At 47.6% G+C, this 12,871-nt stretch carries 8 protein-coding genes; 2 read left to right on the top strand and 6 right to left on the bottom strand.

All coding sequences use genetic code 11. The annotated features are described in order from the left end of the window. Nucleotides 1-42: 42 nt before the first annotated feature. Nucleotides 43-3,960: a phosphoribosylformylglycinamidine synthase gene (purL, locus tag SG35_RS21970; protein ID WP_044832978.1), complete on the bottom strand. Its 3,918-nt coding sequence runs from the start codon at nucleotides 3,958-3,960 to the stop codon at nucleotides 43-45. A 177-nt stretch (nucleotides 3,961-4,137) separates the two neighbouring features. On the opposite strand from purL, the gene mltF reads away from it, so the two are divergent. Further along, entirely contained in the window at nucleotides 4,138-5,601 is a 1,464-nt protein-coding gene (gene mltF, locus SG35_RS21965; RefSeq protein WP_044832979.1) for a membrane-bound lytic murein transglycosylase MltF, read from the top strand. Nucleotides 5,602-6,034: 433 nt separating this feature from the next. Here the strand turns inward: mltF and tadA are convergent, their stop codons facing one another. From tadA to SG35_RS21950, 3 genes are all read right to left on the bottom strand, one after another. Continuing rightward, nucleotides 6,035-6,532, bottom strand: coding sequence for a tRNA adenosine(34) deaminase TadA (gene tadA, locus SG35_RS21960; RefSeq protein WP_044832980.1), 498 nt, complete (start codon nucleotides 6,530-6,532; stop codon nucleotides 6,035-6,037). Nucleotides 6,533-6,606: 74 nt separating this feature from the next. After that, a complete protein-coding gene (gene hemW, locus SG35_RS21955) occupies nucleotides 6,607-7,755 on the bottom strand; it encodes a radical SAM family heme chaperone HemW (protein WP_201777794.1) in 1,149 nt (382 codons plus the stop codon). Beyond that, the gene (locus SG35_RS21950) at nucleotides 7,755-8,345 is read right to left on the bottom strand and encodes an XTP/dITP diphosphatase (protein ID WP_044832982.1); all 591 of its coding nucleotides are present in this window, start codon (nucleotides 8,343-8,345) and stop codon (nucleotides 7,755-7,757) included. Before SG35_RS21950 ends, hemW begins: the two co-directional genes overlap by 1 nt. 205 nt (nucleotides 8,346-8,550) lie before the next feature. Between SG35_RS21950 and SG35_RS21945 the strand changes: the two genes are divergently transcribed. Beyond that, nucleotides 8,551-9,480 carry an EamA family transporter gene (locus SG35_RS21945; protein ID WP_044832983.1) on the top strand — a complete coding sequence of 310 codons (930 nt, stop codon included), beginning with the start codon at nucleotides 8,551-8,553 and terminating at the stop codon, nucleotides 9,478-9,480. Nucleotides 9,481-9,641: 161 nt separating this feature from the next. Here SG35_RS21945 and SG35_RS21940 read toward each other — a convergent pair whose 3' ends face one another. Then, the gene (locus tag SG35_RS21940) at nucleotides 9,642-12,023 is read right to left on the bottom strand and encodes an NHL repeat-containing protein (protein WP_044832984.1); all 2,382 of its coding nucleotides are present in this window, start codon (nucleotides 12,021-12,023) and stop codon (nucleotides 9,642-9,644) included. Between the two features lie 319 nt (nucleotides 12,024-12,342). After that, on the bottom strand, nucleotides 12,343-12,780 hold the full coding sequence (locus tag SG35_RS21935) for a DUF4426 domain-containing protein (RefSeq protein WP_044832985.1): 438 nt from the start codon (nucleotides 12,778-12,780) through the stop codon (nucleotides 12,343-12,345). Nucleotides 12,781-12,871: the final 91 nt, after the last annotated feature.

The following is a 12,871-nucleotide window of genomic DNA, read 5'->3' as shown; positions in this document are numbered from 1 at the left end:
AAGCGCCTTGCGGCGCTTTTTGTTTAAGGGGGGAAGTTGCGATTAACCGACAAACTTACGGGCGTTACGGAACATTCTCATCCAGGGAGAATCTTCCTGCCACTCATCCGGATGCCAGGAGTTGGCAACGCTGCGGAAGACCCGCTCAGGATGCGGCATCATAATGGTGACCCGGCCATCTGTGGTGGTTAACGAAGTGATACCGTCAACCGAGCCGTTCGGGTTTGCCGGATAGGTTTCGGTAACGTCGCCATAGTTATTGATATAACGCATGGCTACCGTGCCCGACTCATTGGCGGCATTAACGGCCTCATCTGAGCTGAATTCGGTGCGGCCTTCACCGTGGGAAACGGCAATCGGCATATGAGAGCCGGCCATACCGTCAAAGAAGATGGACGGACTTTCCTGAATTTCTACCAGCGAGAAGCGGGCTTCGAAACGTTCAGATTTGTTCTGGACAAAACGCGGCCAGCTTTCACTTCCCGGGATAATTTCTTTCAGGTTAGACAGCATTTGACAACCGTTACAGACCCCTAAAGAGAAAGTATCTTCGCGGTGGAAGAATTCGCGGAACATTTCCCGGGCACCGGCATTAAACAGGATGGACTTGGCCCAGCCTTCACCTGCGCCTAAAACATCACCGTAGGAGAAACCGCCACAGGCAACCAGACCTTTAAATTCGTTGAGGTTAACCCGGCCCGCGAGCACATCCGACATATGGACATCGACAGCGATAAAACCGGCGCGGTCAAAGGCGGCGGCCATTTCTACATGGGAGTTAACTCCCTGCTCACGTAAAATAGCCACTTTCGGGTTGGTGCCGTTTACCGCGTCTTTCACGATAAGATCAGCGACGATATCTTCGTTCAGGTCGTAGCTTAAGTCAACATTTAATCCCGGATCTTCGGTATCGTATTTGACGTCATGCTCTTGTTGGGCACATTCCGGGTTATCGCGCATTGACTGCATATGATAAGTGGTTTTTGCCCAGGTGGTACGGTAATAAGTACGGCTGTTGGCCAGCACTTCTTCGCCGTCGCGGCTAACGCGGATCATGTCATCGTTATTGATACGGCCGATATCTGTGCATAAGGCCAGGATACCGTGTTTTTCAAACACGGTATGTATGGCATCGACATCGGTTTCGCGAATTTGAATCACGGCGCCGAGCTCTTCGTTGAACAATACCGCCAAGTCGTCACCGGCTAATTTGCTGATATCGATATCAACTCCGGTAAAACCGGCAAAGGCCATTTCCGCGACTGTGGTAAATAAACCGCCGTCGGATCTGTCATGGTAGGCCAGTAACTTGTTGTCGCCAACCAGCTCCTGCATGGCATTAAAGAAACCTTTTAATGTTTCAGGGTTATCGACATCCGGCGTTTGTTGACCCAACTGCTTATAAACCTGCGCCAGACATGAGCCGCCTAAACGGTTTTTTCCGCCGGACAGGTCGATGGCAACGATGCGGCTGTCGCCCAAATCGGTGCGCAGCTGAGGGGTTACGGTTTTACGGATATCTTTGACCGCGCCAAAAGCGGTGATCACTAAAGACAGCGGCGAGGTGACTGACTTGTCTTCGCCGTCTTGCTGCCACTGGGTTTTCATGGACATGGAGTCCTTACCCACAGGAATGGTTAAGCCCAGCGCCGGGCAAAGTTCTTCGCCGATGGCTTTTACCGCTTCGTATAAACCGGCATCTTCCCCCGGGTGACCGGCGGCGGCCATCCAGTTGGCAGATAATTTGATACGGTTCAAGTCGCCGATATCGGTGCCGGCAATGTTGGTTAAAGACTCCGCCACCGCCAGACGTGCCGAGGCGCCGTAGTTTAACAATGCCACCGGGGTACGTTCCCCCATGGACATGGCTTCACCGTGGTAGCTGTCCAGGGCTGAGGCGGTAACGCCGCAATCGGCAACCGGTACCTGCCAGGGGCCGACCATTTGATCCCGGTTTACCATACCCGTTACCGAGCGGTCACCGATAGTGATCAGGAAGGTTTTCTCGGCGATGGTCGGCAGGCTCAGTAAGCGCTGTGCGGCATCTTCAAGGGTGACATTATCCAGAGCTAATGGTGCGCCGGTTTCTGATAAGCTTTGAACGTCCCTGTGCATTTTCGGCGGCTTGCCTAACAATAAATCTAATGATAAATCAATCGGCGTGGCATTTTTGGCATCATCTTTAAAGTGGGCATCGGTCAGGGTTAAATGCTCTTCTTCGATGGCCTTACCTACCACGGCAAACGGTGCGCGTTCACGTTCACAGATGGCGGTAAAGACCGGCAGTTGCTCGTCGGAAACCGCCAATACATAGCGTTCCTGAGATTCGTTACACCAGATTTCCAGCGGCGACATGCTGCGCTCGTCGTTGGGCACTTTACGCAGTTCAAAGTTACCGCCGCGGCCGCCGTCTGAGACCAGCTCAGGGAAAGCATTGGATAAACCACCGGCACCGACATCATGGATAAACAGGATAGGGTTATCGTCACCTAACTGCCAGCAGCGGTCGATTACTTCCTGACAGCGGCGTTCCATTTCCGGGTTTTCACGCTGCACCGAGGCAAAGTCGAGATCTTCTGCCGACTGGCCGGATGCCATGGAAGAGGCTGCACCGCCGCCGAGGCCGATGTTCATGGCCGGTCCGCCCAGGGCGATCAGGTTGGCGCCGACACAGATTTCACCTTTTTGCACATGTTGATCGCGAATATTACCTAAACCGCCGGCAAGCATAATAGGTTTGTGGTAGCCGCGTACTTCACTGCCATTGAAAGAATTGACCTGCTCTTCATAGGTACGGAAATAACCCAGGATATTGGGACGGCCGAACTCGTTGTTAAAGGCGGCGCCGCCGAGCGGCCCTTCGGTCATGATATCGAGTGCGGAAACGATACGTTCCGGTTTGCCAAAATCCGTTTCCCACGGCTGTTCAAAGTTGGGGATACGCAGGTTGGAGACGGTAAAACCGACTAAACCGGCTTTGGGCTTAGAGCCGATACCGGTGGCCCCTTCATCGCGAATCTCACCGCCGCTGCCGGTGGCGGCTCCCGGGTAGGGGGAAATAGCGGTGGGGTGGTTATGGGTTTCCACCTTCATTAAAATTTGGATATCTTCGTGGTTATAACCGTAAACCTTAGACTCGTGATCCGGGAAGAAACGTCCGCCCGGGTTACCTGTCATCACCGCGGCATTATCCTTATAAGCGCTGAGGACAAAGTCACTGTTGACTTCATAGGTGTTTTTGATCATTTTGAACAAAGACTTAGGCTGTTTTTCCCCGTCTATGGTCCAGTCGGCATTAAAGATCTTGTGGCGGCAATGCTCTGAGTTTGCCTGGGCAAACATATAAAGCTCAATATCGTGGGGATTTCTGCCGAGCTTGGTGAAGTTCTCTACCAGGTAATCTATTTCATCGTCTGCCAGTGCCAGTCCTAAACTGATGTTGGCACTTGCCAGGGCCTCGCGGCCGCCGGCTAAAATATCGACCGAGGTTAAAGTGCCGGGTTCGGCGCTGGCAAATAAGATTTCTGCCTGTTGCATCTCGGTGAAAATGGTTTCCATCATGCGGTCATGGAGCAGGTTGCTGAGCTGTTGCTGCTGCTCTTGGTTTAAGCTGTCGCCGGTAATGTAATAAGCTAAACCGCGTTCTAACCGGATAATTTGTTGTAGACCACAATTGTGTGCGATGTCGGTAGATTTGGAAGACCAGGGGGAGATAGTGCCGGGGCGGGGAGTGACTAAGAGAAGATTTCCTGAGGGTTCGTGTTCTTCGATACTCGGTCCATATTTAAGAAGTTTTTGTAAAACATGGAATTCTTCAGTTGAAAACTCTGCCGAAATATTTGCAAAATGCATATACTCAGCGTAGATATTCGTGATCGGCAGCCCGAGTTCGGCGCACTGAGATAATATTTTCTTTATTCTAAAATCAGATAGTGCCGGAGCTCCGCGAAGGGTTTTCATCAACATCGCCATAAACTTATTCACCAGTTTAGTTAAAGTAGGGATAAAAATCGCGCGTATTATAGATGAAATGCTCCGCCTTGATAAGCGTTTAAAGCGATCAAAATTCAGTTATTATTTTTATCGGGATAAAAATATCTTTGCTAAAAATCCAGACAAGCGACACAATTAGAAAATATGAAGAATAAAAACGAAAAGTTCAATCACATCAAGTGTTTCATCTTCAGCATATTTGTGCTGGCGCTGACCCTTGTTTCCGGCTGTCAGCCGATGAAGGAAACCGCCGGGTTAGAGCGCATTATCGAGCGCGGTTATGTCAATGTCGGCACCTTGTTTGGTCCCAACAGTTATTACCTCGATGCCCATGGGCCTGCCGGGTTTGAATATGAACTGGCAAAAAAATATGCCGATCACCTTGACGTCGAGCTCAAGGTGGTGCCCAGCTATAACCTGGAAGAGCTTTTTCCCAAACTGGATAGCGGCGATGTCGACTTTTTAGCGGCCGGCTTGGCGGTGACGCCGAAACGTTTAGCCCGTTATAATTTTGCTCCCAGCTATGATGAAGTAAGCCAGAAGCTGGTATTTAAGCAAGGTAATATCCGCCCGAGGGCATTAAAAGATCTCACCGGCAGCTTTATGGTGGCTTCAAGCTCAAGCCATGCGGAAAACCTGGTGAAGCTTAAAGAAGAGCACAGTGAGCTCAGCTGGCAGGAAACGTCTGAGCTTGACAGTGAAGAGCTGCTGGTTAAAGTGCTGGCAGGGGAGCTGGATTATACCGTGTCCGACAGCCATACCCTGGCGATCAACCGCCGTTATTATCCGGAAATCAGCATAGGTTTTACCATCAAACAACCCGAGCCGCTGGCCTGGCTGGTGAGTAAGCAGCAGGACGATTCTATTTTAGCCAGTTTGATCGAGTTTTTTGGCGAAGTTCACCAGGACGGCACCTTGCTGGCGCTGGACGATAAATATTACGGTCATGTCGAGCAGTTCAATTACGTCGACACCCGGATGTTCATCAAGGCGATAGAAAAAAAATTACCCAAGTACCAGGAGCTATTTGTTAAGCATAACCAGGAGCTTGACTGGCGCCTGCTGGCGGCCATCAGCTATCAGGAGTCCCACTGGGAGCCCCATGCCCGCTCTTATACCGGGGTCAGGGGCATGATGATGCTCACGCTGGCCACCGCCAAGCAAATGGGCATTAAAAGCCGGCTCGATGCCGAGCAAAGTATACGCGGCGGCGCCAAGTACTTTAAAAAGCTGATTAATTTAATGCCGGCGCGTATTCCTGCCCCGGACCGTATCTGGTTTGCCCTGGCCTCTTATAATGTTGGTTTTGGCCATTTAAATGATGCCCGGATCATTACCGAGCGCCAGGGGGGAGATCCGGATCGCTGGGTGGAAGTGAAAACCCGGCTGCCGTTGCTGAAACAGAAAAAATACTATAAGCACACCAAATACGGCTATGCCCGCGGTGATGAGCCGGTGAATTATGTGGAAAATATCCGGCGTTATTACGATACCCTGACCTGGATGGATGAAAAGGCGAAAAAAGAGAAGATGCTCAATGAAGTTGAGCAGCTTAATGAGACAGATGAGTCTAATGAGACAGAGCAGCTTAGCCTCAGTGGTGAGTAGCTGCTAAATTTAAAAGATGAAGTTAATACGGCATTTGGATGAAAAGGCGAAAAAGAGAAGCTGCTTAATGAGCTAGAGCAGATTAAATACGGCGGATATGCATTTATTCGTTGTCATATTTTCTTCATAACTTGAAGTTAACATATTCGCCTCAATATCCTATATCTAAGGTATAAAGTGTTAATAAATTCGAGCAAGGGATTACTATGAGAGCAAAGAGACATCATTTAGTTACGACACAAAGAAGAAGACAATTGCGCAGGCAGCAAGCCAAATCAAACAACCGGCGCCAGGTTTTTTATTTGCAAATTTTGCTGCATGAAAAAAGTTAACTTGTACTGCATTAGCTTATACTGAATGAGCTTGCACTGAACTAGCTTTTATTAAACACCAACTTATTAACTCTATTGGTTTTATTATCAAAACCGTCAGGTCATTTGTTTTTTCTTTTTTCTGCTTTCTTTTCTGCGCGGCGGCGTTTAAAAAATGCCGACAACAACTCGCTGCACTCTGCCTGCATCACCCCGGAAGTGATCTCCAGCTGGTGATTAAGCTGATCACACTCGACCAGGTTAAAGACACTGCCGGCGGCACCGGTTTTTTTATCGTCACTGGCATAAACCAGACGTTTGATCCGACTGTGTACCAATAAACCGGCGCACATAGCGCAGGGCTCCAGGGTGACATATAAGGTACAGTCGAGCATACGGTAATTATTGATGGCTTGCCCCGCCTGACGTATCGCGACCATTTCCGCATGGGCCGAGGGATCGTTGTTGCAAATCGACTGGTTAAAACCTTCGGCGATGATTTTACCGCCGCTGACTATCACGGCTCCTACCGGAATTTCATCCATGGCTTCTGCCTGTTGTGCCAGTTCATAGGCGCGCTGCATAAAAAGCTTGTCTTGTGCTCTGCTGTTTTCTGTCATGGTGAAAATTCATTATTTATGGGTATAGAATATGGCTAAAGAATATGGATAAATAAAACTGAAAGCTCAAGTGCTTATAAAAACAGGCTTAACAGGTCATTGAGGTAGCGGTGCCCGGTTGTGGTCACCTGCCACTCTTGCCCCTGGTTGGACAATAATTGTTTTTGTTGTGCCTGCTCAAGTAAGGTTGAGATTATCGTGGCAGTTAATCCCGTATAGGCCTGAAATTCATCCAGATGAAAAGGGGAATGTAACCTCAGGCGGTTCATCATATATTCAAAAGGTAATTCTTCTTCTGCCACGGTTTTTAACTGATCCAGGTGCGGACGGTCTTTTTCCAGGTAACCTTTGGGATGCTTCACTTTTACCGTGCGGTAAATTTCCCCGGTTTTAACATCGGTGATCTTGCCGTGGGCGCCGCAGCCGATGCCGAGATAGTCGCCAAATTTCCAGTAATTTAAATTGTGTTGGCACTGGTAGCCTTCCCGGCTATAGGCGGAGATCTCATATTGGCGGTAACCCGCGGCCTCTAATAAGGCAACGCCCTGATCCTGTATCGTCCACAAAACTTCATCTTCCGGCAGTGTCGGCGGGCGGGAATAAAACGGGGTATTGGGCTCTATGGTAAGCTGGTACCAGGATAAATGTGTCGGATTTAAGCTGATGGCGGTTTTTAAATCATCCAGGGCGTTTTCTATGCTCTGTTGCGGCAGGCCGTGCATCAGGTCGAGGTTGAAGCTGGAGACGCCGCATTGGGTGGCAAGCTCTGCCGCCTTGGCGGCCTGGCTGCCGTCATGTATCCGGCCTAATTTGATCAGCTTATCCGAGGCGAAACTTTGCACCCCTATGGATAAACGGGAAACCCCCGCCTGGTAAAAACCGCGAAACTTGCCTGCCTCTACCGTGCCGGGATTGGCTTCCAGGGTAATTTCAATGTCTGCTTTATGCTCAAAACGGGATAAGACCTGGTTAAGCAGCGACTGTATCGCTTCGGGAGAAAATAAACTCGGGGTACCGCCGCCGATAAAAATGCTGTGCAAGGGGCGATCGCTCAGATTAAAACGCTTAATATCGGCATCGAGATCCGCGATCAGCTCCCGGACATAATCGCCCTCGGGGATATCATGTTTTAAGGCATGGGAGTTAAAGTCGCAATAGGGACATTTTTGCACACACCAGGGAATATGTATGTATAAAGAAAGCGGCGGCAATTGTAACACGATTATTTTCCGAAATGTTTCACGAGCTGGGCCAGTGCCTGGCCGCGGTGGCTTAATTGGTTTTTCACTTCCCTGGGCAGTTGTGCCGAGGTGAGCTGTTGCTGTTCAACCCAGAAGACGGGATCATAACCAAAGCCCTGCTCGCCCTGTTTTTCCAGGGTGATCTGACCTTCCCAGCTACCATGGCAAATCACCGGCGTGGGATCTTCGCTATGGCGCATATAAACTAAGACACAATGGAAACGAGCGGTTCTTTTTTCTGCCGGTACGCCTTTTAGCTGCTCAAGTAATTTGACGATATTATCATGGTCGCTGGCGTCTTCACCGGCATAACGGGCAGAATAAACCCCGGGGGCACCGTTAAGGGCATCCACTTCCAGTCCCGAGTCGTCGGCGATGGCGGGTTTACCGGTGATTTTTGCCGCGTGGCGGGCCTTGATAATAGCATTTTCCACGAAAGTTGTTCCGGTTTCCGGAACGTCCGGCACCTGGAAATCACTTTGCGGCACGATAGTGATCTGCTCGGCGGCCAATAATTCACTCAGCTCTTTTACTTTACCTTTGTTGCCTGTGGCTAAGACGATAGTCGACATGCTTTACCCTTGTACTCGTCGCTGGATTTATGGTTAATAAGGTCTCAAGCCCTCAACCATGATTTATGGACGGCATAATACAGCAATGTCGGCTAAAGTGTGATAGAAACAGTATCAGAAAAGATAAATAATTCACTTTCCGGATGCATGTGCTCAATTCCGGAATATCGATAAATAATAATAAATCAAACAGATGTGATCTGATATGACGTTAAAAGACAGTATTTTAGGATTTTTGATCATTTTCCTCTGGGGCATTAACTTTGTGGTGATTGCCTGGGGGCTTGAAGGCATGCCGCCTTTGCTGATGGGCGCTTGCCGTTTCCTGCTGGTCGCTTTGATCGGCAGTTTATTTATTAAGCCGCCCAAGATGCCCTGGAAATGGTTGCTGGCTTACGGCCTGACTTTAGGTTTTGGCCAGTTTGCCTTTTTATTTTCTGCCATGGCCTTTGGCATGCCGGCAGGCCTGGCCTCGCTGGTGTTGCAATCCCAGGCGTTATTTACCTTGCTCTTTGCCGCCTTATTGTTAAAAGAAGGCATTAGCCCGCAGCAGTTATTGGCGATGCTGATAGCCTGCATAGGCTTGTACCTGGTGGCAGGAGGAGAAAGTAGCCAAGCGAGTGCCATGACCACTTTAGGTTTTATTTTAACCCTGGCTGCGGCCATGTGCTGGGGGCTGGGCAATATCGTCAATCGCACCATCAATAAACGCGGCTACCAGGCTAATCTTGGCCTGGTGATTTGGTCTGCCTGGATCCCGCCGATTCCCTTTTTGCTGGCCAGTTATTACTTTGAGGGGGGCGAAGCGATACGGGAGGCGTTGTTTAATATTCAGCTAACTACATTCGCGGCGTTACTTTATCTGGCGGTTGCTGCCACTATTATCGGTTACAGTTTATGGAGTTATTTATTGGGGCGATATCCCGCTGCGCAAATTGCGCCGCTGACCTTAGCCGTACCTGTGGTAGGATTAGCCGCTGCCGGGTATTTTCTTGATGAGGTGATAAACCTGCAACAATGGTTGGGAATCGTGTTGGTGATGTCCGGGCTGGTGTTGAATGTTACCGGAGGACAGTTGCTGGTTTTTGTCAAAAAAAAATTTAGCGATAAAAAACAGGCTGAAACTTTTGATTAACGGATAGATTAATATAAAGAAAGAGGGAGCAGCTTCATTAATCTTCATTTGGAATGATGATGGACGGTTTTTCATACACTATGTCAGTTAGTCATTAATGGCCTTCTGCATAGCAGAAGGCCATTAATCTGTTTTATATTCTGAGAGATAAAGTTCAGCTTCTATTTGGAAATGGTAACCGTCTCTGCCGATTTAAAATCCAGTAATTCCAGTTTATTAGAGCCTACTGCAAAAATTTGATTATCATCTGTTAGGATAAAGTCCAGAGGGGCTGTCGTGCTTGAAGATAGACAAGTATTGCTATCGACATCATAGGAAAGCAAGTTACGGGCACCAATTAACAGCTGGCGGCTAGCAGCATTGAAAGAAATACGGCTTAAATAACCAACATCGGGCACCAGCACATCTTCCAGATCGTCATTCAAACAAGTATCTAATATCTGCTCGCTATGGCCATTGCTTAAATCAACGGAAAATATTGCGCCTAAATCACCGTTAAGGATAAAGGCCCGGTTATTTTCGGTGTCAAATTCGACGTCGTCGGGACCGTTAAAGAAGTCGCCGTTACCTACTGTATCTGAGTCGGCGATAATCGTGCGCTCGCCGGTGCTAAGGTCAATGGCAAGTAAAGCCATCAATCGCCAATCTGTTGTCAGCAGTCGATTGTTGCCCTTATCTAATGTCATGCCGGTTAGTACATCAAAGTCGACACCTGAGCCAACGGTACTGCTACTAAATACCGTACTGGTTTGAGAGGCGATATCTATGCGGATAATCTCTCTTCTTTCCAGGAGCACGTATAATTGTTGTGCGGCGCTGTCCAGTACCATATCATAAACATCGCCATCATCTTGGAGAGTTTTAATTTTTGAAATAAGTTTCCTGTTTCCTGTAGCTAAATCGACGGACACTATCGCTTCGTTTTCATTTATTCCGCCATCGAGGACATAAACTATATTATTTTCTACATCTAATGTGATTGATCTTGGCTGAGCTATTTTTATTCCTGTGCCGATACCATTGCTGAGGAATTCAGCCCGTTCACCATTTTCCAAATCAACCGATATGATGACATCTGTTTCCCATTCATGAACCAGTAATTTTTGGTTGCTTAGATCGAGTGCGTTCGAGCCATAGTATGACGAAAAGTTAAGTTCTGTTTCCTCGCTACTGGGAGAGATATTGATTTTCTCTCTTGTGGTTAAATCAACCTTGATGACACCCTCTGTGCCTGTTTGATAGACAATGCCTGCTGCGACATCGACGGTTATTCTGCTCATCTCTAAATTTTCTGGTTCGGTTAAAGTAACTAAATCTGAACCATCAAAAGCCAGGCTAAGTAACCCGTCATACCATGCACCGTGAAGATCATTGAATACTACGAGGCCATTGTCAGAATAAGCGATGTCGCCGCTGTAAATTCGTTTCCCAGATGCTGTGGTGCCATTTGCAACAGTTGTTATTTCGCCTGTTTCCATCACGTATTTTACAATGTGTGATTTACCTGGCCCCTCATCTGTAGACCAATAAACCAGGTTCAGGTACAGGATGTTCTCACTTTGTGAAAAATCCATGGTTATATTTACCGGGCGGGAATCTAACTCATGATGTATAAGAGAAGAGATTTCTTTGCTATTTAAGTCTATGGAGTATAACGATAAAATATTTTCTTCCCAAACAGGGTAGATTATTGAGTTTTGTGATTCAATATATTCAATATTGCTGGCTCTATCTAACCTGGTTTCTATACTCGCATTTGTTAAGGTTATTTTGGAAACCTCTTTTGTCAACAAATCAACAGTAAGCAAACTGTCATAGCTATTTCGGCCAATCAAGCGGTTATTGATATTATCCAGGGTAAAAGTGCTTGGGAGATTATAAGAAATAACGTTTGCCGAGGCTGATTCATCTGTATTGCCTAAATTATCCTCACTTTCAACGCTGATTTTCAGGGTGGGCTTTGATACTGGAATGCTTACTTGCCAGTTCACCTCAGTGTTTTCAACGGTTTCATTTGTGGATGAAAGTTGCCTGGTGTTGGTGGTTTTGGCCAGTGAGGCAGACGTATTTGTCTGAATTTCTGCTTCAATACCATTCACTCTAATTGCAGCGACACCGTTAGGATCACTTGCAATCCCCCTAACAACCAAGGTATCGGCATCTGTGCGAGAAGAAGTCCAGGGGAAAAGAATATCGACGCTTGGTGCGGTCTGCTCATGGGCTACTTCGACCGTCTCAAAAGTCACAGTGACAGCACAAGCTGATGTAATGTTTCCTGTGCTGTAGGTTGTGCCGTTAAGTGTGCCGTTACAGCCGCTAGCATGGGTAACGACAAAGCCATCATCTGCCGATAATTCAAAATCAGTAGATTGGCCTGAAGCAACATCGATGCTTGCCGGTGTGACTTCGCCGCCACCATTGGCGCTGGTGGTTATTGTGTATTGAGGTGTTTCTTTGGTTTCTTCACTTCCCCCGCCACAGGCGGTCAGGAGTAAAATGGATAAAAGGAGAACTCTGTATCTATAAGTCGAGTGAAATGTCACCGGGAAGTCCTTATTAATGAGTTTTATAATGAAATACGATTACCTGTAGCATAGTGCTAACTGGATTAGCGATTGGGTAATAAGCAAAGTTTTTAATAACTTGAAGTTTGCATCATACTACTGTGTTGCAATAGTGTAAATTAATATGACGGGATTAGGTTAATATTGACAGTATTAGGATAGCGCTTAAAACCTTGTGAGGAATTTACTTAAAGTAAAATATATATAAATTGGTGGCTGGCCTGTCTATTGAAGGAAGCTTGCTGGTTATCCAGTTTTTAGCCTGGGAGAGCCAGCAAGCCTGATTGGGCTAAGCGCATTAATCCACGTAGAATTTCTGTGAAAACTTAATCTTATGTTTTTCAGTGCCGTCTATGATGTCGATATCAAAATGTATGGTTTCTTCGTTGGAGTATTTGATTTGTGCCAGGTAATACACCGCCATACCTTCTTTAACTTCTCGAAATTCCAGCGATTTTATCTGGCCTAAGTCATTGCGGGCCTTACCCATCATCACTACGGTTTTTGCCGGGGTATTTTTCTGGCTGTTGTCGAGCACGGAAATATTCACCAGGCCGTTATAGCGGCTGCGCTCTATGCCGTAAGCCTTGGCGATTTCCGGGGTTAAAAATGTTGCCCCTATGGCCATGTAATGGACATCAAGGTTGCCGATTTTTTTCATGTTTTCTGCACTCGCCGAGGAGGTGAAAACTAAGCCGAGCAGCAAGCAGAGCAGGGGGCGGGAGAAGAAATTCATCGTTATGTTCCATATAGTTACTGGCTGTGGCCTTAAGTATAAGCCATAGCCTCAAAATAGGTTAGCAGCAGCTGAGATCTCAGCCGCTGCC

This window comes from Thalassomonas actiniarum (assembly GCF_000948975.2).
Classification (GTDB): Bacteria; Pseudomonadota; Gammaproteobacteria; order Enterobacterales; family Alteromonadaceae; genus Thalassomonas; species Thalassomonas actiniarum.
Note: the sequence above shows the minus strand (reverse complement) of the source record. Positions and strands in the feature narration are given on the sequence as shown.